Annotated in this window: 23 protein-coding genes; 12 read left to right on the top strand and 11 right to left on the bottom strand. The window is 63.9% G+C overall.

Going from position 1 to position 23,028, the window contains the following annotated elements; genetic code table 11:
- The first annotated feature begins 165 nt into the window (after positions 1-165).
- Positions 166-1,446, top strand: coding sequence for a polyhydroxyalkanoate depolymerase (locus FRZ40_RS00220; protein WP_028365588.1), 1,281 nt, complete (start codon positions 166-168; stop codon positions 1,444-1,446).
- Positions 1,447-1,594: 148 nt separating this feature from the next.
- On the opposite strand, the gene FRZ40_RS00215 is transcribed toward FRZ40_RS00220, so the two are convergent.
- Positions 1,595-2,227, bottom strand: coding sequence for a TetR/AcrR family transcriptional regulator (locus tag FRZ40_RS00215; protein WP_007583389.1), 633 nt, complete (start codon positions 2,225-2,227; stop codon positions 1,595-1,597).
- Positions 2,228-2,673: 446 nt separating this feature from the next.
- Between FRZ40_RS00215 and rsxB the strand changes: the two genes are divergently transcribed.
- From rsxB to FRZ40_RS00200, 3 genes are all read left to right on the top strand, one after another.
- A complete protein-coding gene (rsxB, locus tag FRZ40_RS00210) occupies positions 2,674-3,546 on the top strand; it encodes an electron transport complex subunit RsxB (protein WP_167528629.1) in 873 nt (290 codons plus the stop codon).
- Positions 3,547-3,555: 9 nt separating this feature from the next.
- Positions 3,556-4,200, top strand: a complete 645-nt coding sequence (gene nth, locus FRZ40_RS00205) for an endonuclease III (RefSeq protein WP_028365590.1) — start codon at positions 3,556-3,558, stop codon at positions 4,198-4,200.
- Between the two features lie 155 nt (positions 4,201-4,355).
- Positions 4,356-4,790, top strand: coding sequence for a DUF1841 family protein (locus tag FRZ40_RS00200; RefSeq protein WP_028365591.1), 435 nt, complete (start codon positions 4,356-4,358; stop codon positions 4,788-4,790).
- Positions 4,791-4,885: 95 nt separating this feature from the next.
- Here FRZ40_RS00200 and FRZ40_RS00195 read toward each other — a convergent pair whose 3' ends face one another.
- On the bottom strand, positions 4,886-5,269 hold the full coding sequence (locus FRZ40_RS00195) for a c-type cytochrome (protein ID WP_028365592.1): 384 nt from the start codon (positions 5,267-5,269) through the stop codon (positions 4,886-4,888).
- Positions 5,270-5,379: 110 nt separating this feature from the next.
- Complete coding sequence (locus tag FRZ40_RS00190) at positions 5,380-5,760, bottom strand: c-type cytochrome (protein ID WP_028365593.1); 381 nt, start codon at positions 5,758-5,760, stop codon at positions 5,380-5,382.
- Positions 5,761-6,135: 375 nt separating this feature from the next.
- Here FRZ40_RS00190 and FRZ40_RS00185 point away from each other — a divergent pair, with 375 nt between their 5' ends.
- The 5 genes from FRZ40_RS00185 (at position 6,136) to FRZ40_RS00165 (ending at position 11,395) form a co-directional block, all read left to right on the top strand.
- On the top strand, positions 6,136-6,978 hold the full coding sequence (locus tag FRZ40_RS00185) for an AAA family ATPase (protein WP_028365594.1): 843 nt from the start codon (positions 6,136-6,138) through the stop codon (positions 6,976-6,978).
- Between the two features lie 48 nt (positions 6,979-7,026).
- A complete protein-coding gene (locus FRZ40_RS00180) occupies positions 7,027-8,202 on the top strand; it encodes a vWA domain-containing protein (protein WP_028365595.1) in 1,176 nt (391 codons plus the stop codon).
- A 121-nt stretch (positions 8,203-8,323) separates the two neighbouring features.
- A complete protein-coding gene (locus FRZ40_RS00175) occupies positions 8,324-9,535 on the top strand; it encodes a benzoate/H(+) symporter BenE family transporter (RefSeq protein ID WP_028365596.1) in 1,212 nt (403 codons plus the stop codon).
- A 271-nt stretch (positions 9,536-9,806) separates the two neighbouring features.
- A complete protein-coding gene (tal, locus tag FRZ40_RS00170; RefSeq protein ID WP_147232931.1) occupies positions 9,807-10,760 on the top strand; it encodes a transaldolase in 954 nt (317 codons plus the stop codon).
- Positions 10,761-10,960: 200 nt separating this feature from the next.
- Positions 10,961-11,395, top strand: a complete 435-nt coding sequence (locus FRZ40_RS00165) for a VOC family protein (RefSeq protein WP_147232930.1) — start codon at positions 10,961-10,963, stop codon at positions 11,393-11,395.
- Between the two features lie 16 nt (positions 11,396-11,411).
- Here FRZ40_RS00165 and FRZ40_RS00160 read toward each other — a convergent pair whose 3' ends face one another.
- The 6 genes from FRZ40_RS00160 to FRZ40_RS00135 form a co-directional block, all read right to left on the bottom strand.
- The gene (locus tag FRZ40_RS00160) at positions 11,412-12,635 is read right to left on the bottom strand and encodes an FUSC family protein (RefSeq protein ID WP_147232929.1); all 1,224 of its coding nucleotides are present in this window, start codon (positions 12,633-12,635) and stop codon (positions 11,412-11,414) included.
- Between the two features lie 132 nt (positions 12,636-12,767).
- On the bottom strand, positions 12,768-14,318 hold the full coding sequence (mctP, locus tag FRZ40_RS00155) for a monocarboxylate uptake permease MctP (RefSeq protein ID WP_028365600.1): 1,551 nt from the start codon (positions 14,316-14,318) through the stop codon (positions 12,768-12,770).
- The gene (locus FRZ40_RS00150) at positions 14,315-14,542 is read right to left on the bottom strand and encodes a DUF3311 domain-containing protein (RefSeq protein ID WP_028365601.1); all 228 of its coding nucleotides are present in this window, start codon (positions 14,540-14,542) and stop codon (positions 14,315-14,317) included. The genes mctP and FRZ40_RS00150 overlap by 4 nt, the downstream gene beginning before the upstream one ends.
- 330 nt (positions 14,543-14,872) lie before the next feature.
- On the bottom strand, positions 14,873-15,790 hold the full coding sequence (locus tag FRZ40_RS00145) for a class I SAM-dependent methyltransferase (RefSeq protein WP_147232928.1): 918 nt from the start codon (positions 15,788-15,790) through the stop codon (positions 14,873-14,875).
- The gene (locus FRZ40_RS00140; protein ID WP_028365603.1) at positions 15,787-16,260 is read right to left on the bottom strand and encodes a DNA-deoxyinosine glycosylase; all 474 of its coding nucleotides are present in this window, start codon (positions 16,258-16,260) and stop codon (positions 15,787-15,789) included. The genes FRZ40_RS00145 and FRZ40_RS00140 overlap by 4 nt, the downstream gene beginning before the upstream one ends.
- Positions 16,260-16,952: a chorismate--pyruvate lyase family protein gene (locus tag FRZ40_RS00135; RefSeq protein WP_147232927.1), complete on the bottom strand. Its 693-nt coding sequence runs from the start codon at positions 16,950-16,952 to the stop codon at positions 16,260-16,262. Before FRZ40_RS00135 ends, FRZ40_RS00140 begins: the two co-directional genes overlap by 1 nt.
- Positions 16,953-17,132: 180 nt before the next feature.
- Here FRZ40_RS00135 and FRZ40_RS00130 point away from each other — a divergent pair, with 180 nt between their 5' ends.
- Positions 17,133-17,399, top strand: a complete 267-nt coding sequence (locus tag FRZ40_RS00130) for a hypothetical protein (protein WP_147232926.1) — start codon at positions 17,133-17,135, stop codon at positions 17,397-17,399.
- 99 nt (positions 17,400-17,498) lie between these two features.
- On the opposite strand, the gene htpG is transcribed toward FRZ40_RS00130, so the two are convergent.
- Both htpG and FRZ40_RS00120 read right to left on the bottom strand, forming a co-directional pair.
- A complete protein-coding gene (htpG, locus tag FRZ40_RS00125; RefSeq protein WP_028365606.1) occupies positions 17,499-19,391 on the bottom strand; it encodes a molecular chaperone HtpG in 1,893 nt (630 codons plus the stop codon).
- Between the two features lie 135 nt (positions 19,392-19,526).
- Complete coding sequence (locus FRZ40_RS00120; RefSeq protein ID WP_028365607.1) at positions 19,527-20,996, bottom strand: aminotransferase-like domain-containing protein; 1,470 nt, start codon at positions 20,994-20,996, stop codon at positions 19,527-19,529.
- Between the two features lie 402 nt (positions 20,997-21,398).
- Between FRZ40_RS00120 and FRZ40_RS00115 the strand changes: the two genes are divergently transcribed.
- Both FRZ40_RS00115 and FRZ40_RS00110 read left to right on the top strand, forming a co-directional pair.
- Positions 21,399-22,079, top strand: a complete 681-nt coding sequence (locus FRZ40_RS00115) for a VOC family protein (RefSeq protein ID WP_147232925.1) — start codon at positions 21,399-21,401, stop codon at positions 22,077-22,079.
- 30 nt (positions 22,080-22,109) lie between these two features.
- The gene (locus FRZ40_RS00110) at positions 22,110-23,015 is read left to right on the top strand and encodes a DMT family transporter (RefSeq protein ID WP_028365609.1); all 906 of its coding nucleotides are present in this window, start codon (positions 22,110-22,112) and stop codon (positions 23,013-23,015) included.
- The last annotated feature ends 13 nt before the right edge of the window (positions 23,016-23,028 follow it).

Here is a 23,028-nt window from a genome sequence, read left to right as displayed (position 1 = left end):
AACGCACTGTTGTTGCATTGCACAAATCGTATGCCTTCTATATCATCAACCGAACCAGACGGCCGATAATCGTCACCAACCATCCACACGTAACCAGAAAACGGCCAGCTCGTCGCCGCGCATCAAAAACGCTGCCCTGCGCGAACCGCTAACGCTGGAGCACCCATGCTCTATCAATTCCACGAATTCCAGCGGGCGCTTTTGAGCCCGCTCACCGCCTGGGCCCAGGCTGCCTCGAAATCGTTTGCGAATCCGGCCAGTCCGTTCGCCTATGTACCGGGCGCCACCCGTCTGTCTGCCGGCTACGAACTGCTCTACCGTCTCGGCAAGGACTACGAGAAGCCCGAGTTCAACCTGCATCAGATCGTCAAGGATGGGCGCAACATTCCCATCGTCGAGCAGACGATCGTCGAAAAGCCGTTCTGCCGCCTGCTGCGTTTCAAGCGTTATTCGGATGACAGCGACGCTGTTACCCAACTGAAAGAAGAACCCATCGTGCTGGTGTGCGCGCCGCTGTCGGGCCACCATTCCACGCTGCTGCGCGACACCGTGCGCACGCTGCTGCAGGATCACAAGGTGTACATCACGGACTGGATCGACGCGCGCATGGTGCCGATCGAAGACGGCGCGTTCGATCTCGACGATTACATCGCTTACGTCCAGGAATTCATCCGCCACATCGGCGCGAAGAATCTGCACGTGATTTCCGTCTGCCAGCCGACCGTGCCCGTGCTCGCCGCCATTTCGCTGATGGCGAGCCGCGGCGAAGACACGCCGCGCACGATGACGATGATGGGCGGCCCGATCGACGCGCGTAAGAGCCCGACGTCCGTCAATTCGCTCGCGACGCAGCACTCCATCGAATGGTTCGAAAACAACGTGATCTACAACGTGCCTTCGAACTATCCGGGTTTCGGCCGCAAGGTGTATCCGGGCTTCCTGCAGCACACGGGCTTCGTCGCGATGAATCCGGACCGTCACGCGGCGTCGCACTGGGACTTCTATCAGAGCCTGCTGCGCGGCGACGAAGAAGATGCGGAAGCGCACCGCCGTTTCTACGACGAATACAACGCGGTGCTCGATATGGCCGCCGAGTACTATCTGCAAACCATCCGTGTCGTGTTCCAGGAATTCAGTCTCGCTGAAGGCACGTGGGAAGTGGCGGGCGAACCCGTGCGCCCGCAGGACATCAGAAAGACTGCCCTGTTCACGATCGAAGGCGAACTCGACGACATCTCCGGCAGCGGCCAGACGCGCGCGGCGCACGAACTGTGCACGGGCATTCCGGAGAAAGACCGTCGCCACTTCACCGCGGAGAAGTGCGGGCATTACGGTATTTTCTCGGGCCGACGTTGGCGCACGATCATCTACCCGCAGCTGCGCGACTTCATTCTCGAGCACACGCCGAAGGCCACGCGCAAGACAGAAGAACGCGTCGAAGCTTAAGGCGGCGCATGTGCGCAAGCCGCGTGCCGCAGGCGCCGCGAATGTTGCGCCTGCATCCACCCGTCGTATCCATCCGAGTGAAGTCGGATGAATACAAAAAAACGGCCTCTTGCGAGGCCGTTTTTCATTGCATCGGATTCGCCGCCGCTTAACGTCGCATCAGATACGCGAGCAGGATTTCCGTGTTCATCTGGATCACTTCACTGCGCTCCGCGGCCGCGCTGAAATCGCGGCCGAGCGTCGCTTCGAGCGTAAAGCGGTTCGACACGATGTAGTAGCCCATCCCCGACAGCGTCACGTAAAAGCGCAGCGGATCGACGTTCGTGCGAAACAGCCCTGCGCGCTGGCCGCGCTCCAGTATCGAACCGAGCGTGGCAACGATTGGCGAGATCATTTCCCGGATGCGCGTCGACTTCTGCATATAACGCGCCTCGTGCAGATTCTCGTTGTTCACGAGTCTCAGCAGTTCGGGATGGTCGCGATAGTAGTCCCACACGAAATGGGCCAGCCGCGTGACGGCCTCGACAGGCGCGACGCCCGCAAGGTCGAGCGTGCGCTCGGCTTCCGTGAGCGCGCTGAACGCATGTTCGAGAACCGCCGTGAAAAGCTGCTCCTTGCTACCGAAGTAGTAATAGAGCATGCGTTCATTGGTCTCCGCGCGGCGGGCAATCTGGTCGACGCGTGCGCCGAACAACCCACCATTCGCAAACTCTTCGGCCGCCGCGAGCAGAATGCGGCGACGGGTGCCTTCAGGATCTCTTTTGATTTTCGGCTGATTCATGGTGGCATGTGCTTCGTGAGCCGCGTTATCCGGATCGCTCGCTGTCCAATTGCATGGCCTTGCAACGGCGGCGCTGCGCGGGCTGGTTGGTGGGAACACCTTCCTGCGGTCTTACAAAAAAGCGCTTCGATTATGGCACATGCTTCGGTAATAACAACTGGGGAAATCGGCGATAATGCGCATTTGACCGAGCTTTTGACCGACCACGAACGGGCCTGATGGTTGGCCTGTTGGCTGCCCTGATGGCCACCCTTGATGGTCACCCTGTTAACTGCTTTGGCAACTGCTTTGCCAACTGACTGGCAGTCGAGCGTCCCGACGCGGTTTGCGCCCCGTCTGCGAGCGCGTCCTGGCGCAAGCCACCGGCGCAGTTGAAACCGCATCCATTGAACGCCGATATTCGCTGCGGCGATGAACGGCAACAGCATGTCCCCCACGCCCTGACCGTGACAGAGTCCAAAACATTCGCGGATCTCATCGAAGATCTGCTGCCCCAGACGCAATGCACGAAGTGCGGCTATCCCGACTGCCGCGCTTACGCCGAAGCCATCGCTCGAGGCGAGGCCAGCTACAACCAGTGCCCGCCGGGCGGCGCCGAGGGCGTCGCGCGCCTCGCGAAGCTGCTCGGCAAGCCCGTGATCCCCCTCAATCCCGACAACGGCGTCGAGCGTCCGAGGCCCGTCGCTTTCATCGACGAAAACCTGTGCATCGGCTGCACGCTGTGCATGCAGGCCTGTCCCGTCGACGCCATCGTCGGCGCGCCGAAACAGATGCACACGATGGTCGCCGAGCTCTGCACGGGCTGCGACCTGTGCGTGCCGCCCTGCCCCGTCGACTGCATCGCGATGATCCCCGTGACGGGCGACAAGACGGGCTGGGACGCATGGAACCAGCAGCAGGCCGACGCCGCGCGTGCTCGCCACGATGCGCGCCGCGCGCGTCTCGCGGCGGAACGCGAGGCGGCGGAAGCGCGCGCGGCTGCCCGGCGCGCGGCGGCGGCCGCTGCGGGCGGCCCAGCGAGTTCTTCGACGTCAACGGCCGCCTCGTCGCCGACAGAACGGGCGACAGCCGCTCCCGCGCCCGTCAGCGACGCCGAAGCGAAAAAGCGCGCGATCATTCAGGCCGCGCTCGAACGCGCGCGCAAGAAGAAAGAGGACAACGCCGCGCAAGGCCTGGGTCCGAAGAACACGACAAACATCAGTGCAGAAACCCAGGCCAAGATCGACGAAGTCGAAGCGCGCCGCCGCCGGCTAGGCATTGCGACTGACGATTCCGAATCGACACCCACGCAGAACAACGGTCAACCCGACAAGCTCTGACTTCAGCGCATGAACGCGACCAAACGACGTGCGATCTACGAGACGCTCCAAAGCCTGAACCCGCATCCGAAGACGGAACTGGAATACTCGACGCCGTTCGAGTTGCTGATCGCCGTGATGTTGTCGGCGCAAGCGACGGACGTCTCCGTGAACAAGGCAATGCGCCGGATGTTCCCCGTCGCGAACACGCCGCAGAAGGTGTTCGAACTCGGCGAGGAAGGCGTCGCCGGTTACATCAAGACGATCGGCCTGTATCGCACGAAAGCGAAGAACGTGATCGCGACGTGCCGGATCCTGCTCGACCAGCACGCGGGCGAGGTGCCCGCCGACCGCGAGGCGCTCGAAAGCCTGCCAGGCGTCGGGCGCAAGACGGCGAACGTCGTATTGAACACCGCGTTCGGCCAGCCGACCATCGCCGTCGATACGCACATCTTTCGGGTTGCCAACCGAACGGGCCTCGCGCCCGGCAAGGATGTGCGCGCCGTCGAAGTGGCGCTGGAGAAGTTCACGCCCAGGGAGTTCCTGCACGACGCGCATCACTGGCTGATCCTGCACGGGCGTTACGTGTGCAAGGCGCGCCGGCCGGAATGCTGGCATTGCGTGATCGAGCCGCTGTGCGAGTTCAGGCCGAAGACGCCGCCGCCCGATCTCTGAACTCGCGGCCCGAGCGCCATCCGTCTGCGGGCTCGGGAGGCGCGGCGTAAAATGGACCGCTATGGTTTTCGTGTCTTCCTGTGCGTGTCTTCCTGATCGACGTCCGCCGCGCCACGAGCACCGCCCCACTCGCCTTTACTGCCCCAAGCCCATCGATGTTCAATCCCAGCCGCGACGAAGTCCGCCGTTTCTTCACCGACACCTGGCGCAAGCAACGCGCAGGTGAAATCCTGACGCCGCTCGAAGCGATCGCCGCCGACTGGATCGTCGAGCATCCCGAGTATCACGCGGAACTCGCGGACCCCGATGCCGCATCGGCGCAGGACTACTCGCCCGAACGCGGTCAGACCAATCCGTTCCTGCATCTGTCGATGCACCTCGCCATCAGCGAACAATTGTCGATCGATCAGCCGCCCGGCATCCGCGCCGCGCACGACCGGCTCGCCGCACGGCTCGGCTCGACGCACGACGCGCAGCACGCCATCATGGAATGTCTGGGCGAAACGATCTGGGAAGCGCAGCGCACGAACACGCCGCCCGACACGGACGCCTATCTGCAGCGCATCGAGCGACGCGCGTCGCGCGACTGAACGGCCCGAACGTCCGCTACGCGCATCATCCGTCGCACGAAAACAAACACCCCGCAGTTGCGGGGTGTTTGTCTTGAGCCATCAGTCGGCGTGACTTACTTCTTCTGCACCAGATCGCCGTTCAGCGATTCGATATACGCGGCCAGATCCTTCATGTCGCTCTGCGACAGGCTTTGCACCTGCGCCTGCATGATCGCGTTGTTGCGGCCGAGGTGCGGGTTGCCCGTGCCCATCTGGTACTGGCGCAGCGCCCAGTAGACGTAGTCGGCGTGCTGTCCGGCGAGCTTCGGATATTCGGGGCTTACGGGCTTGTTCAGACCCGGGCCGTGGCAAGCCGCGCAGTTGTGGCTCTCGGAGAGCACCTTGCCGTTGCCGGCATCCGCCGCGTGCGCGTTCGATGCGACGACAAAACCGGCCAGCGCGAGCGCCGCGCATGCGGCCTTGACCACCGTATGAAGTGCGTGGGGATGCTTCTTCATGGATTCTCCTTGTCGACGGGAGCCAGCGCCTTGGCGCTTACCGCCGTCCCATGCAAACTGGTTGCGGCCGCGAAGTGGACGGGCACATGACGGTTGTCATGCGGCGTCGATCACTTGTCGGGATTGTTCTTCGAAGTGGATGTCTGCACCGAGTAGTACGCGGCGATGTCGGCGATGTCCTGGTCGGACAGCGACGAGGTGATCGCGTGCATCGTGTCGAAATGGCGGTCGCCCTTCTTGTAGGCGTGCAGCGCGTTTTCGAGGTAGGTCTGATTCTGGCCGCCCAGCATCGGCACCCGGTACACCTCGGGATAGGCCGTCCGATAGTCTGGAATACCGTGACAGCCGATACACATCGCGACCTTGCCCTGGCCCGCCTTGGCATTGCCCACGATGTCCGCTGCCTGCACGGTTGCCGCCGAAGTTGCCGCAAAACCCGCGAACACCGACATCGCTGCAATCACGACATGTTTGCCGACGAATCTGTTCATAGCTCTTTTAACCTGGCTTGAGGGGGAACGGGCGCCCAAAAAAGGCAACGGCCTGCTCCGTTGTACTTGTCGGGGTTGCCACGCAGGCCAAAAAAAACGGCCCAATTGTACCGCGACGCCGCGCCGGGCGTCCACCGGACGGGAGCCCGCGCCCTTTGCCGGCAAAGCGCCGCGCCACAAGGCGCGGCACGCGCGCCGGACTGCGGCTGGCACGGCCGGTGCCCGGCCTGGCGCGGCAGATTGCCGCATGCGGAAATCCGTCCCTTGCATGCGCCGCGCGCACCGTCCGACGCGGCTGACACCTTACGCGAGCCCGCCGGAGCACAACAGGGCTTCTGACTTATACTGGAATTTTTCCCGAACGGGCGTCCAGTCATGCGTTTCGAAGGCTCATCGCAATACGTCGCCACCGACGACCTCAAGCTCGCAGTCAATGCCGCCATGACGCTCAAGCGGCCGCTGCTCATCAAGGGCGAGCCGGGCACGGGCAAGACGATGCTCGCGGAGGAAGTCGCGGCGGCGCTCGACATGCCGCTTCTGCAGTGGCACATCAAGTCCACCACCAAGGCGCAGCAGGGTCTGTACGAATATGACGCCGTGTCGCGGCTGCGCGATTCGCAGCTTGGCGACGAGCGCGTGAAAGACATTCGCAACTACATCGTCAAGGGCGTGCTGTGGCAGGCGTTCGAGTCGGAGCAGCAGTCGGTGCTGCTGATCGACGAAATCGACAAGGCCGACATCGAATTTCCGAACGACCTGCTTCGCGAGCTCGACCGCATGGAGTTCTACGTGTACGAAACGCGCGAACTCGTGAAAGCGAAGCACCGGCCGCTCGTCATCATCACGTCGAACAACGAGAAGGAATTGCCCGACGCGTTCCTGCGCCGCTGCTTCTTCCACTACATCAAGTTCCCCGATCCGTCGACGATGACGCAGATCGTCGAGGTCCATTACCCCGGCATCAAGCAGGATTTGCTGCGCGCCGCGATGGAAAGCTTCTTTGAGCTGCGCAACGTGTCGGGCCTGAAGAAGAAGCCGTCCACCTCCGAACTGCTCGACTGGCTCAAGCTGCTGCTGGCGGAAGACATTCCGCCCGAAGCGCTGCGCTCGAAGGACCAGAAGCAGATCGTGCCGCCGCTGCACGGCGCGCTGCTGAAGAACGAACAGGACGTCAGCCTGTTCGAGCGGCTGGTTTTCATGAACCGCAATAACCGCTGATAACCGCTGAAAAGTGGCTGACGCACACGGAATTCCGGAGACAACGGCATGCTGATCGACTTTTTCTACACGCTGCGCGCCGCGAAGCTGCCCGTCTCCGTGAAGGAATATCTGACGCTGCTCGAAGCGCTGAAGGAAAGCGTGATCCAGCCGTCGCTGGACGACTTCTACTACCTCGCGCGCATGACGCTCGTGAAGGACGAGCAGTATTTCGACAAATTCGATCAGGCGTTCGGCGCGTATTTCAACGGCGTCGCGCAGAAGGCGGACTTCGCGCTCGACGTGCCGCTCGACTGGCTCAAGAAAAAGCTGCAGCGCGACCTGAGCGCGGAAGAAAAGGCACAGATCGAAAAGATGGGCGGCCTCGACAAGCTGATGGAGCGCCTGAAAGAACTCTTCGACGAACAGAAAGGCCGCCACGAAGGCGGCAGCAAGTGGATCGGTACGGGCGGCACGTCGCCGTTCGGCAATGGCGGCTACAACCCGGAAGGCATCCGCATCGGCGGCGAATCGACGGGCGGCCGCACGGCCGTCAAGGTGTGGGATCAGCGCGCGTATCGCGATTACGACGATCAGGTCGAGATCGGCACGCGCAACATCAAGGTCGCGCTGCGCCGTCTGCGCCGCTTCGCGCGCGAAGGCGCCGCCGAAGAACTCGATCTGCCCGACACGATCCGCAGCACGGCCGCGAACGCCGGCTGGCTCGACATCAAGATGGTCCCGGAGCGGCACAACAACGTGAAGGTGCTGATGCTGCTCGACGTCGGCGGATCGATGGACGATCACATCAGGCGCACGGAAGAGCTGTTCTCGGCGGCGAAGGCGGAATTCAAGCACCTCGAGTTCTACTACTTCCACAACTGCGTCTACGACTTCCTGTGGAAGAACAACCGCCGCCGCCACGTCGAGCGCCTCGCGACGTGGGACATGCTTCACAAGTTCACGCCCGACTACAAGCTGATCTTCGTCGGCGACGCAACGATGAGCCCGTACGAAGTGCTGCAGCCGGGCGGCTCGGTCGAATACAACAACGCCGAGGCGGGCGCCGTGTGGCTGCGCCGTATCGCCGATCATTTCCCGCATCACGTGTGGCTGAACCCCGAGCCGGAAGGCCTGTGGGAATATCGGCAGTCAGTGTCGGTTATACGTGAGGTGCTGGGGCACCGGATGTATCCGCTCACGCTCGCCGGCCTCGAAACGGCGATGCGCATGCTAAGCAAGTAAACTCTCCGGTTTTCCGCCCAGTGCATCGAGCCGCGGCGCTCCCCGCGCAGCGGCCCGGCGCTGCGTTGCCCGCGCAGCCGGCACACCTGTCCCGCAACACAGAAACACAGAGACACGCAGCATGACCTCTTCTTCCCCCGATTTTTCGAGCGCCGCGCGCGCGCCGCTGCGGCCGTTCGCCGACACCTCGCTGTCCGCCGTCGTCGCCGGCTTCGTCGCGATGATGACGGGCTACACCAGCTCGCTCGTGCTGATGTTCCAGGCGGGCCGCGCCGCCCATCTCACCGATGCACAGATTTCATCATGGATCTGGGCGCTGTCGATGGGCATGGCGCTTTGCACGATCGGCCTGTCGCTGCGCTTTCGCGCGCCCATCGTGGTCGCCTGGTCCACGCCAGGCGCGGCCCTGCTCGTGTCGTCGCTGCCGCATGTCGCGTATCCGGAGGCGGTCGGCGCGTTCGTCGTGTGTGCACTGCTGCTGACGCTGGTCGGCCTGACCGGCTGGTTCGACACGCTGATGAAGCGGATCCCCGCGGGCATCGCTGCGGCGCTGCTGGCGGGCATCCTGTTCGAAATCGGCATCGAGATTTTCCGCGCTGCGCAATTCCAGACGGCGCTCGTGCTGGCGATGTTTTTCACGTACCTCGTCATCAAGCGTTTTGCACCGCGTTACGCGATCGTCGCGACCCTCGTGGTCGGCACGGCTGTTGCGGATGCACTCGGCCTGCTCGATTTCAGCCGCTTCCACGTGGCGTTCGCCGCGCCCGTGCTGACGGTGCCTGCCTTTTCGCTGTCGGCGGTGATCAGCATCGGCATTCCGCTGTTCGTGGTGGCGATGGCGTCGCAGAATGTGCCCGGCATCGCCGTGCTGCGCGCGGACGGCTACCAGACGCCCTCCGCGCCGCTGATCGCGACGACAGGCGCAGCGTCGCTGCTGCTCGCGCCATTCGGCTCGCACGGCGTCAATCTCGCCGCCATCACGGCCGCCATTTGCACGGGCCGCGAAGCGCATGAAGACCACGCGAAGCGCTACATGGCCGCCGTCTGGTGCGGCGTGTTCTATCTGGTCGCGGGCATTTTCGGCGCGACGATCGCTGCACTGTTCGGCTCGCTGCCGAAGGCGCTGGTGGTCTCCGTCGCGGCGCTCGCGCTGTTCGGCTCGATCATGAGCGGCCTCACCAACGCAATGCAGGACGCACGGCAGCGCGAAGCCGCGCTCGTCACGTTCATGGTGACGGCGTCGGGTCTCACGCTGCTGTCGATCGGCTCGGCGTTCTGGGGACTCGTCGCGGGTCTGGTCACGCATGCCGTGCTGAATGCACGGCGGGCGTGATATCACTGCGAACGCAAAACGGGACGACCGTGTCCAATCAGCCTGACCGGCCGCGCCTGAAGCGCCAGTGCGCAAAACGGCGCTGCCTGCAGCGGCCCTGTCAAACCAGCATCACCCGATCCGCCATAGAATAGAAGTATCGGGCGGCGTTCCACGGTAAGATTTCCGGCTCCAACGTGGACACCGCAGATGACGCGCGCAACCGGCCGCCAGCGCCGCGTCATCATTCCCTGGACCTCGGCGCGCGTGCGCCTCGAAGCGAAGGCTCGACATGACTACTGCACTCGATCAACTCAAGCAATTCACCACGGTCGTCGCTGACACCGGCGACTTCCAGCAACTCGCGCAGTACAAGCCGCAGGACGCGACGACGAATCCGTCGCTGGTTCTGAAGGCCGTGCAGAAGGACGACTACAAGCCGCTGCTCGAAAAGACCGTGCGCGATCACGCCTCGAAGCCCGTCGGCGCGATCATCGACAATCTGCTGATCGCCTTCGGCACCGAAATCCTGAAGATCGTCCCGGGCCGCGTGTCGACGGAAGTCGACGCACGCCTCTCGTTCGACACCAAGGCGTCGATCGACAAGGGTCACGAACTCATCAAGATGTATGAAGCACAAGGCATCGGCCGCGAGCGCGTGCTGATCAAGCTCGCGTCGACGTGGGAAGGCATCCGCGCCGCCGAAGTGCTGCAGAAGGACGGCATCAGGTGCAACATGACGCTGCTGTTCTCGCTGGCGCAAGCCGCCGCCGCCGCCGAAGCGGGCGCGCAGCTGATCTCGCCGTTCGTCGGCCGCATCTACGACTGGTACAAGAAGAGCGCGGGCAGCAACTGGGACGAAGCGCGCGACGGCGGCGCAAACGATCCGGGCGTGCAGTCGGTGCGCCGCATCTACGCGTACTACAAGAAGTTCGGCTATCCGACGGAAGTGATGGGTGCGAGCTTCCGCACGACGAGCCAGATTCTCGAACTGGCCGGCTGCGATCTGCTGACGATCAGCCCCGACCTGCTGCAAAAGCTGCACGACAGCACGGACAAGATCGAGCGCAAGCTGTCGCCGGAAGCAAGCAGGAATGCCGATATCGAGCGCGTGCCGACGGACGAAGCGTCGTTCCGCTTCCTCGTCAACGACGACGCGATGGCGACCGAAAAGCTCTCCGAAGGTATCCGCGTGTTCGCTGCGGACGCGATCAAGCTTGAAAAGGTGATCGAAGGGCTGCGCTAAGCCGCTTCGCATCTTTCGCTGCACAAAGCGCTGCATAAAGCGCGCGTGGCCCGCAAGGCTGCGCGCGCTTTTTGTTTGGCGAGCGCTTCCCTGCCCCCGTCAACACAGATTCACAATCGACGCTGCAGCGACGACTACAATCGTTGGCACGCGGGCGTTCGGGTTCGCATCGAACGGCGCGCCTATCGAAGGAGACATCGATGCAAGTTCAACCCTATCTGTTTTTCAATGGCCGTTGCGAGGAAGCGCTGAAGTTCTACGGCGAGACACTCGGCGCAGAAGTGATCTTTCAGATGCGTTTCAAGGACGCGCCGCCGAATCCGCAGCAACCCATCCGTCCCGGCACCGAAGACAAGATCATGCATACGACGATCCGGATCGGATCGACGGAACTCATGGCGTCGGACGGCAATTGCGACGAAACGCCAGGCACGCACACGGGCTACGGCCTGTCGATCACCGTCGACGACCGCTCGCAAGGCGAAAAAACCTTCAACGCGCTCGCGGCAGGCGGCAACATCGTGATGCCGTGGCAGGCCACGTTCTGGAGCACAGGCTTCGGCATGGTCGTCGACAAGTTCGGCGTGATGTGGATGGTCACCAATCCGCATGAAGGCGACAAGCATCCGGGCTGACGCAGCCGGTTCGCGGCTAGCGCGCAGCCGCTTCGCGCGCGCCGCCTTCGATGTTCCAGTTGGCTTCCGTGGCCGCCAGCAGTGAACGCATGCGTTCCACCTGCTCCGCGAATCGCTGCGCAAGCCACAACGGCCCCTGCAAATCAGGGGACGTCTTGTTTTCGGGCGTCATAGGCTCGAACGACGCTGCCGCATCCGGCATGCGGAAATGCGTCGTGCCCGCAAAGCGCAATGCACGCGCGGCGCCGAGCAGCGTCATGCGCACCGCATTCGCCTCTTCGCCGCACTGCTGCGCGAACGCGTCGCGCAATTCGGCATGTGCGAGCGTACCCGTCGACAGCATTTCGAGCGCGCTCAGCATCGAACGATGCAAGCCCTGGATCTGGTCGAGTTTCGCGATGGGCAAATCGATTTCCTTCGCGACGGAAGGCATCAGCGAGCGCAACTGCACGAGCCGCTTGCCCATGCGGATGAACACGGCGACCTGCTCGTCGGCGCCGATCGGCACGCCCGTCATCATCCGCGTATAGATGCGCGCGCATTCGCGCAGGTTGTCGGCGAGCAGATAGCGCCATGAATACGTCGCGTGCAGCGGCAGTGCGAACGAGAACGCCAGCGCGATCACAATGCCGACCAGCACGTTCAGCGTACGCCACAGGCCCGTGTCGATCATGTTGTCGCCGTGCCCCGCGACGATGCACATCGTGATGGCCGTCAACAGCGCGACATAGCCCGCGCTGCCGATCGCAAACCACGCGCAGATCGCGGCGAGCACCGACATCAGCACGTAGGTGAGCGTCAGCGAATCGAACAGGTTCTGCTGCAGGATCAACGCCAGGCCGAGCGCGGCGCCGAGCAGCGTGCCGGCCGCGCGCTCGGCCGCTTTCTTGCGGATGTTGCCGTGATGCTGCAAGCCGCCGATCACCACCAGCAGCGTCACCGACGACCAGATGCCGTGTGGAATGTCGATGCCCGTCGTCGCGAGAATCGACACGAGCATCGCGAGGCCGACGCGCAGGCTGTGAAAGAACTTCGCGTGGCGATAGCGGTAATACGGCGATGTGACGGCGCGCGCGAGGCGGCCGAAGCGCGTGCGGCGCGGCGCGAGACGCCCGGCGACGGCATCTCGCGTTCCCGGCGGCGGATGCGCCGGCGGCTTGCGTGGCTTGGGTTCCGGATCGGGCGGCAAGCCGGGCGGCAAGTCGGGTGGCGAATTGGGTTGCGGATCGCTGAGAGCCATCGGTTATCTCACGTGGGTTCGGCGCGAAGGCGCGAGCGAGCATGCAGAGACAGCCACCACACGAGCATAAACGAAAAAGCCCGCAGCATCGGCTGCGGGCTTCGTCAGTCAGAGACCGGTCAGACGCCGGGATCAGGCTTCATGCACATCCAGATAATCTTCCGGACGCGTGCGGTCTTCGGCGTGCTTCATGCCGAATGCGCGCACCAGCAGGCTCGCCACGATCGACACCACGAGGTTGACGATCAGCGACCAGACAGCGGCATAGCCCGGAATGGCCAGACCGCCGATGTGGATCGTGTAGATCGAGCTCGCCAGCTTCAGCGAGATCGCCATCCACGTGCCGACGGCGATGCCCACCGCCCAGCCGAGCAGCAGGCCGCGATAGTCGAGCACGCGCGTGTACAGGCCGAGCACGATCGCGGGCAGCGTCTGGATGATCCAGATGCCGCCGAGCAGCTGCAGCTGGATCGCATACGTCAGCGGCAGGCCGAGAATGAACGCGACGGCGCCGACCTTGACGATCAGCGACACGAGCTTGGCGATGTTCGTCTCCTGCTCGTGCGTCATGTTGCGGTTCACGAACTCCTTGTGGATGTTGCGCGTGTACAGGTTGGCGGCTGCGATCGACATGATCGCGGCCGGCACCAGCGCGCCGATGCCGATCGCCGCGAACGCGACGCCGACGAACCACGACGGGAAGAAGTGCAGGAACAGCGCGGGCACCGCGAAGTTCGGACCAAAGGCCTTGAAGTACGGCGCGAACTCCGGCATGTCCTTCACGCCCGCTGCGAGCGCCATGAAGCCGAGCAGCGCGAGCAGACCGAGCACCAGCGAGTACGCGGGCAGCATCGCCATGTTGCGGCGGATGGTGTTGCCCGACGACGACGACAGAATCGCCGTCACCGAGTGCGGATACAGGAACAGCGCAAGCGCCGATCCCACCGCCAGTGTCGCGTACGCGCTATAGCCGTTCAGGCTCGCCACGTCGGGTGCCTTGAGCAGCAGCTTGGCGGGCGGCACCACGCTGAAGATGTGGCCGAAGCCGCCCAGTTGCGGCGGAATCACGATGATCGCGGCGGCGATCGTGATGTAGATCAGCACGTCCTTGACGACGGCGATCATGGCCGGCGCACGCAAGCCCGAGGTGTAGGTGTACGCGGCGAGAATCGCGAACGCGATGATCAGCGGCAGGTCGCCGACGAAGCCCTTCGTGTCGAAGCCGAGCGCGCCGATCACCACTTCGATGCCGACCAGCTGCAACGCGATGTACGGCATCGTCGCGAGGATGCCCGTCACGGCGATGGCAAGCGCGAGCATGCGGCTGCCGTAGCGTGCGCTGACGAAGTCGGCGGACGTCACGTAGCCCTGACGCTTCGCGATGCTCCACAGCTTCGGGAATACGACGAACGCGAACGGATAGATCAGGATCGTGTAAGGCAGCGCGAAGAAGCCTGTTGCGCCCGCGCCGAACACGAGCGCGGGAACCGCGACGAAGGTGTACGCGGTGTACAGGTCGCCGCCCAGCAGGAACCATGTGACGACCGTGCCGAAGCGCCGGCCGCCGAGGCCCCACTCTTCCAGATGCGCGAGATCGCCGCGACGCCAGTGCGCGGCGATGAAGCCGAGAATCGTGACGCCGATGAAGAACAGAACGAAGACAAAGGTTGCGATGGCATTCATCGGGCGCCTCCGCTCGAACGCGTCTTCGTCTTGAAGTACACGAGCGCCGTGATCACCGCGCTGATCAGCACCCACAGGAGCTGATACCAGTAGAAGAACGGGAAATCGAACAGTTGGGGTTCGACCTTGTTGTAGGACGGCACCCAGATCATCGCGATCCAGGGTAACAGCAACAGCCATAGCCAGTGCTTGCTGGCCTTGTTGGCGGCGGCGTCGTGAGCCATGACGTCTCCTCTTTCCTTTTATTGAATTGTCTCCCGCGTCTGGCGGGAAGATGGACCCGGCTACGGATAGCAGCGCGGGCGCCCCGAAAGCATCGAAAGAGTATCGGAGTGGCGAACGACCGGTCAAGCAGGGCTGACCCTAGACGCGACGGTGTTGTCAATAGGCGAAACGTCGCAGAGTGTGAGATCGGGCACGAAAGCAGAAATTTCTGCCGCTTCGTTGTGAGGCGCGGCGCAATACCGGCTGATTGGCGGTTGCGAGCCGCGCCGGCGTTGCACCAGCGCGGGGCTCGACGGAATCGTTTGAACCGTGGAGAGATGCGATACGCGTCAGATCGCAAACGTGCCGTTCTGGCCCGTCGATTCCTGCAGTCCCTTGATCCACTTGCGTGCGGGCAGCCTGAGTTGCGTCTCGATCAGCTTCGCGCGTTCCTGCAGCTGGCTGAAGGGCACGTCGATAGCCGGTCCCGAGAACGCGATCGCGATGCGGTTGCCGTCATGCACTTCGGGCAGCGCGACGACGCGTCCGTCGAATGCTTCGTTCAGGCGCTTCATATTGCGCACGAAGCTCGGATGATCGCCGAACAGGTTGACGGTGACGATGCCTGCTTGCGTCAGGCATGCCCGCGCCGCGCGATAGAACGCGACGCTGTCGAGCACCGGACCGCGCGCCGTCGCGTCGTACAGATCGATCTGCAACGCGCCGACCGTGCCGTGATTCGCGCGGTCGTTGACGAATTCCCACGCATCGGTTTCGCGCACGGTGAGGCGCGCGTCGTCGGCGGGCAGGCCGAACATCGTGCGCGCGGCGATCACGACAGCGGGATTCAGTTCGACGGCTTCGACCTGCGCGCGCTTCAGGTAGCGATGCGCGAACTTCGTCAGCGAGCCCGTGCCGAGGCCGAGCTGCACGATGCGCCTGGGCGTTTCGAGAAACAGCAGCCACGCCATCATCTGCTGTGCGTATTCGAGTTCGATGTGATCGGGCTTCGACAGACGCATCGCCCCTTGCACCCATTCCGTGCCGAAGTGCAGATAGCGCACGCCGCCCTCTTCCGAGAACGTGACGGGCGCAAAACGCGGCTTGCGCGGCGCTTCGATCACGGGCGCTTTGGCGATGTCGCCGAAGTCTTCGTCGTCACGCGACGCGCGCGTTTTCGCGCGCGAGATGGTCTGCTTCGCACCTGCGGATTCTTTGTTGCGGAATGCACGCGCCTCGGCCGAAGCGCGCTTGATCAGTTTCGTCATGTAAGGATGTCGCGCCACAGGCGCAATTTTTGGTCGAACGAGAGCATAGCATTGGCGGGACTGGAGGACGGCAGGACCAAAGTCTCGTAGCCGGCTGCTGCGATGACGGGCGCAAAACGCCCCGCCGTCTTGCCGTTGAAGCACACCTTCTTCAACGCGGGCGCGTACTCACGGAATGACGCGAAGTCATTCGGCGACGCATTGCGGATCGCCGCATCGAGACTGCCCTCGCGCGTGCACGCGGCCAGCACGTCCCACACACCGACGCCATGCTTCAGCACGCGCTCGAGCCGCGTCGGGTAATCGAGTTCGGGTAGCGGCTCGTCGATCACGGCAGCGAGCAAACGCCAGAACTGGTTGCGAGGATGCGCGTAGTACTGCGTCGCTTGCAATGATGCTTCGCCGGGAAAGCTGCCGAGTATCAGCGTATGCGTGCTCTCGGCGACGACGGGTGGAAAGCCGCGCAGCATCAGCGTACGTCCCCGTGTTTGCCTGCGCCCTTTGCATCGCGCCGCGCGTTGACGTCGGCACGCGATGCCGTGTGATCGAGCGGCTGGCCATGATCGCGCGGCACGGGTTGCTGAGCATGCGCACGCGCTTCACCGCGTGTCGCGAGATGCGCCCACAACGCGGGCAGCATGACCTCCGTCACCATCAAGGGTTCGCCGTAGCGTTCGAATACCGAGCGGCGCGCGAACAATGCATGGGCTCGCGCATCATCCGTCTCACGCAAAGCCAGCCGATACAACGGATGCCGCGCCGTCACACGACGGCTCACCAGCGAAGAACGCGATACGCTGCTATCGCTATACAGCAGTTCGGCGAGCGGCCGCGTGCGCAAACGACGCATCGCTTGCCAAACGCCCGTGCTTGCCGCGAGCGGCACGATGCTGTGCGCGGCCACATAAGGCGTGCCGCCCACCGACAACACCACTTCCCGCACCCACACGGGCGTGCGCGGTGCACGGCCGAGCGCCGCGCATTCGTCGTCGAACGGCAAGTCGACGGCCTCGCGCGTCACGCGCACGGCGACCGCGCCGAGCGTGCGCAAATGCGCCGTCAGCGAACCGCCGCGCGTGAGCCAGTCTTTCTGATCGGGCGAGAAACCCGGAAGGGGCGCGACGCGCCAGTGCGCGTCGGCAGCATCGAAACGGATAGACATGGTCCGCATTATAGGGGGCGAGGAAAACGCAGGCCTTTCAGGCGGACGTGTCGCGGACGCTTGCGGAATCATCGGCCGTGTGATTCAGCCATGTACGCCTCCGGCGACACATGCCGGGCGCGAAGATGAATGGCGAGCGCACGACGCTCGATACTTCATTCATTCGCCAGGGAGCATCCATTGAACGCTTACGACAAATCCACCTCGGACCGCATCGCGCACCTCGCCGCGATCGTGCTACGCCGCGAGGGCGCGTCCAGAACCGAAAAGGAACTAGCGGGCTCGGCGCTCGCGCAGCATCACACGAGCAAACATACGAGCGCGGCGATCGGCAAGCTCGCCGCGCAGGTGCTCGGCGAGCATCACGCATGCGCCGAAGCGAAGGAACTGGCAGGTTCGGTGCTCGCGCAGGTGCGGCAGCATGAGCGGGCTTCGCAGGTGCGCTGAGTCCGTTTAGCTCGCGCACGAGCCGCCGCACGGACGTGCGCAAAAAAAATGCGCTGCCGAAGCAGCGCATTTTTTCAACAACAACGGATAAAGTTCGAATCAACGCGCCAGCAACAGCGCATTGGTCCGTTTCACGAAGCTCGCCGGATCTTCGAGCGATCCGCCTTCCGCGAGCAGCGCCTGATCGAACAGCAGGTGGCACCAGTCGTCGAAATTGGCGTTGTCCGTGCTGAGATTCTTGACCAGCGCGTGTTCCGGATTCACTTCGAGAATCGGATGGAACGTCGGCGCATTCTGGCCAGCCGCCTTCAGCATGCGCTGCAGGTAGCCGCTCATATCGCCTTCGTCGGCGACGAGACACGACGGCGAATCCGTCAAACGGAACGTCAGGCGCACGTCCTTCGCCTTGTCCTTCAGCGCTTCTTTCATGCGCTCGACCAAAGGCTTCAGCTCTTCGCCGACCTTCTCCTGCGCCTGCTTTTCTTCGTCGTTCAGCTGACCCAGATCGAGGTCGCCGCGCGCGACGCTTTGCAGCGGCTTGCCGTCGAACTCGGTGAAGAACGACAGCATCCATTCGTCGACGCGATCCGTCAGCAGCAGCACCTCGACGCCCTTCTTGCGGAACACTTCGAGGTGCGGGCTGTTCTTCGCGGCCTGATACGTATCGGCCGTGACGTAGTAGATCTTCGACTGCTCGGGCTTCATGCGCGCGACGTAATCCGTCAGCGACACGTTCTGCTCCGACGAGTCGTTCTGCGTCGACGCGAAACGCGCGAGCTTCGCGATGCGCTCCTTGTTCGAGAAGTCTTCGCCGATGCCTTCCTTCAGCACCTGGCCGAACTCCTTCCAGAACGTCGTGTACTTGTCCTTCCCGGCCGCTTCTTCCGAGTTCGCCAGTTCTTCGAGCATCGACAGCGCGCGCTTGGTCACGCCTTCGCGGATCGCCTTCACGTCGCGGCTTTCCTGCAGCAGTTCGCGCGACACGTTTAGCGGCAGATCGGCGGAATCGACCACGCCCTTCACGAAACGCAGATACGCGGGCAGCAATTGCTCGGCGTCGTCCATGATGAAGACGCGCTTCACATACAGCTTCAGGCCGCCGCGATGATCGCGGTTCCACATGTCGAACGGCGCGTGCGACGGCACATACAGCAGCTGCGTGTACTCGCTGCGGCCTTCGACGCGGTTATGCGTCCACGTCAGCGGATCCTGATGATCGTGCGACAGATGCTGATAGAACTGCTTGTATTGATCTTCCGTGATGTCGCTCTTCGCGCGCGTCCACAACGCGCTCGCCTGGTTGACAGTCTCGTCTTCGTCCTTCGCGACCATCTCGCTCTTTTCGGCGTCCCACTCTTCCTTCTGCATCAGGATGGGTAGCGCGACGTGATCCGAATACTTCTGGATGATCGACTTGAGCTTGTACGTGGACAGCAGGTCGTCTTCGTCGGCGCGCAGATGCAGCGTGATCGTCGTGCCGCGTTGCGCGCGCTCGATCGTCTCGACCGAGAAGTCGCCTTCGCCCGCGCTGACCCAGCGCACGCCTTCCGCTGCAGGCAGACCGGCGCGGCGCGTTTCGACCGTGATCCTGTCCGCGACGATGAAGCCCGAGTAGAAGCCGACGCCGAACTGGCCGATCAGCGCCGCGTCCTTCTGCTGGTCGCCCGAGAGCTTGCCGAAAAATTCCTTCGTGCCCGAGCGCGCGATCGTGCCGAGATTCGCGACGGCCTCGTCGCGGCTCATGCCGATACCGTTGTCGTCGATGCTGATGGTGCGGGCGTTCTTGTCGAACGACACGCGGATGCGCAGGTTCGGATCGTTCTCATACAGCGCGCTGTTTTCGATTGCTTCGAAGCGGAGCTTGTCGGCCGCGTCCGATGCGTTCGAAATCAGTTCGCGCAGGAAGATTTCCTTGTTGCTGTACAGCGAATGGATCATCAGGTGCAGAAGCTGTTTCACTTCTGCCTGAAAGCTCATGGTTTCTTGTGCCATGGTCAATTTTCCTCTTCTATTGCAGGTTGATTCGGGGATTCGAAGCTGAAGGCATCTGCGTGAGCGGCGCGCGCTACAGACGTTGCCCGCTCAGATGGGGGCGCGCGCCGCGAATTCAAGGGGCACGGGACAAGCCTATGACGCCCGCCGTGCGACGCCGTCCAGATAGCGGCACAGGAACGCAGGCAGCGCCGGATCGCCGCAATTCGCGACGTTGAAGCGCATCCACGTGGTCGGCGACTGCTGCGGCGAGAACAGACTGCCCGGCGTCAGTAGAAACCCTTCCTCGTGGCCGGCAGCCGCGAGCGCATCGGCATCGACGCCCGTGTCCGCCCACACGAACATGCCCGCCGCGGGCGTCTGGAACATCCGCAGCCCCGTCTTTTCAAGCATCCGCACGGATTTGTCGCGCACCGTGTCGAGCCGCGCGCGCAGCCGCTCCACGTGCCGGCGATAGTGCCCTTCCGTCAGGATCTTGTAGAGCACGCGCTCGTTCAGTTCGGGTGTCGTCATGCCGACCAGCATTTTCTGGTCCGTGACGGCCTTCGCGACGTCCGGCGACGACGCCATGAAACCGACCCGCAGGTTCGCCGCCAGAGTCTTCGAGAAGCTGCCGAGATAGATCACGCGCTTGAGCTGATCGAGGCTCGCGAGCCGCGTCGCGGGAAAGCCCGGCGGACACAGGTCGCCGTAGATATCGTCTTCGACGACGATGAAGTCGTATTCCTCCGCGAGCCGCAGGATACGGAACGCCTGCGCCGCCGTCAGCGACGTGCCCGTCGGGTTCTGCAGCACCGAGTTGATCACCAGCATTTTGGGGCGCCACGTCTGCACGAGCGTTTCCAGCGCGTCGAGATCGGGGCCGTCCGGCGTGTACGGCATACCGACGAGCCGCGCGCCCTGCGACGCGAAGCGCCCGAACATCTGGAACCACGCGGGATCGCCGACGATCACCGAGTCGCCCGGCTGCACGTAGAGCCGCGCGATCAGGTCGATGGCCTGCGTGATGCCCGACACGAGCACGATCTGTTCCGGCGACGCGCCGATCTCCAGTTCCTCGAGCCGCGTCTGCAATTGCTGGCGCAGCGGCAGAAAGCCTTGCGGCGTGCCGAAGCCGAGCATCTGCGCGCCGCTTTGCCGGCCGAGCGTGCGCAGCGCGCCCGTGATCAGCTCGCCGTCGAGCCAGCGCGACGGCAGATAGCCAAGGCCGGGCCCGCGTTCGGGACGCGTCGACGTGTGCAGCATGTTGCGCAGCAGCCAGACGACGTCGATCGTGCTCGGCGCGGGCGCGGCATCCGCCGACTCATTGGACGAAAGACGCCTCTCGACGGGCAGCGGGCCGCCCGCCAGCCGCTCGCGCACGTAAAAGCCCGAACCGCGCCGCGAATCGAGATAGCCCTGCGCCACCAGCCGCTCGTACGCCTCGACGACCGTGAAGCGCGACACGCCCTTATCGAGCGCAAGCTTGCGGATCGACGGCATGCGCATGCCCGGGCGGAACACGCGCTCCTCGATGCGGCGGCGCGCCCACTGCACGAGCTGATCGACGAGCGTCAGCGCCGAGGCGTCGTGAGGGGCGGGAATCAGGTCGAGCGGGACGGACATGGCGAACTCCAGCGGGTGCTGCAAGGGCAACATCGAGGCCTGGCGCGCAGCGGGAAAACCGGCTGTACCCGTTGCGCCGGCAGAAGTCCATCAGACTGACGGACAACTGTACCGAACAGTATCGCAGCGATTGTACCGTTACTGTGCCGGTCACTGTCGGTACATTCGAATCGACGTTCCGCCGTGACGTCCTGCTGTTTTGGACCCGCCGTTTAACCCCCTTTTGCCCCGCTCCACCCGCCGCGGCGCAAAACCCGCTGATACCCGTCTTGCCCCACTGCGCATGGCCGGGCCGCAAGCCGAACGGTTATTCTTACGGATTGACCCGGGCCGCCCGGCGCGCGACAGACATGGTCGCCAGCCGCAGGCGTCCGCCAGCAGAACGACCGCCCACTTGCCGCCATGACAGCACACACGCTACGAATCGATCACCTCGTTGTTTCCGCCCGCACGCTCGACGAAGGCACGCAATACGTCGCCGATACGCTCGGCGTCGCGCCGTCGGGCGGCGGTGCGCATCCATCGATGCGCACGCACAACCGGCTGCTGAACCTGTGGGGCGGCGCGTATCTGGAAGTGATCGCGATCGATCCCGACGCCGACGAGCCCGCGAACGCCCGCGCCCGACTCTTCGCGCTCGACGATCCCGCGACGCACGCGCGCCTTGAAAACGGGCCGTATCTGTCGCATTGGGTTGCGCGCGTCGAACGGCCGAAAAATCTGGCGTTGTGGCAACGGCAATATCCTGAGCGCATTTCGGCCGTGGTGCCGATGACGCGCGGCGATTTCACCTGGAGCCTGACGGTCGCCGAAGACGGCGCGTTTCCGTCGTGGCAAGGCGCGGGCGACGGCGTCGCGCCCTCGCTGATTCAATGGGACACGCCGCGCCATCCATCGGATGTGCTGCCGGAAACGGGCCTCGCGCTGAAGGCGCTGAAGGGTTGGCATCCACAGGCGGAGACCGTCGCGCAGCAGATGCAATGGCTCGGCGCGGCGCACCTCATTGCGCTGGACAGCACGGACGGTGCGCCCGTCCTTGCCGCCGACATCGAAACCCCGAGCGGGCTGCGCACGCTCAAATAACCTGACATCACTCACGGAGACACGGAAGCAATGAAGCGCGAAACCCAAGGCATGCTGCTCGGACTGATCGGCGTGATGATCTTCAGCCTGACGCTGCCAATGACCCGCATCGTCGTCGCCGAATTCAGCCCGCTGCTGAACGGCCTGGGCCGCGCGCTTGCCGCTTCCGTTCCCGCTGCCGTGCTGCTAGCCGTGCGCCGCGAAAAGCTGCCCACCTGGCCTCAGATCAAGAGCCTCGCCGTCGTGTCGCTCGGCGTGATCGTCGCGTTTCCGGTGTTTTCCGCGTGGGCGATGAAAAGCGTGCCCGCGTCGCACGGTGCCGTCGTCAACGGCCTCCAGCCGCTGTGCGTCGCCGTCTACGCCGCGTGGCTGTCGCACGAACGGCCGTCGAAAGCCTTCTGGGCGAGCGCCATCGCGGGCAGCGCGATCGTCGTCGCGTTCGCGCTGCAGGCGGGCGGCGGCGCCTTCCAGGCGGGCGACCTGCTGATGCTCGTCGCCGTCGGCATCGGCGCGCTCGGCTATGCGGAAGGCGCGCGGCTCGCGCGGCAGATCGGCGGCTGGCAGGTGATCTGCTGGGCGCTCGTCGTGTCGGCGCCGTTCCTGCTCGCGCCCGTCGCGTGGCTCGGCTGGGAGCAGCACGTCAGCCATCCCGGCCCCGTCGCGATCAAGACCTGGCTCGCGTTCGGCTACGTCACGCTGTTCTCGCAGTTCGTCGGCTTTTTCGCGTGGTACGCGGGCCTGGCGATGGGCGGCACCGCCCGCGTCGGTCAGGTGCAACTGCTGCAGATTTTCTTCACGATGGCGTTCTCCGCACTGTTCTTCGGCGAAAACGTCACGCCCATCACGTGGATTTTCGCGGCCGCCGTGATCGCCACCGTGATGCTGGGCCGCAAGGCCACCGTGCACACGGCCGTTCGGCCCGTTCGCGCGGCCTGACCGGTTCGCGCGA

Origin of the sequence: Paraburkholderia azotifigens (genome assembly GCF_007995085.1) — a bacterium.
Taxonomy (GTDB): Bacteria; Pseudomonadota; Gammaproteobacteria; order Burkholderiales; family Burkholderiaceae; genus Paraburkholderia; species Paraburkholderia azotifigens.
The sequence above is the reverse complement of the archived record's forward strand: the minus strand, read 5'-3'. Positions and strand labels throughout refer to the sequence as shown.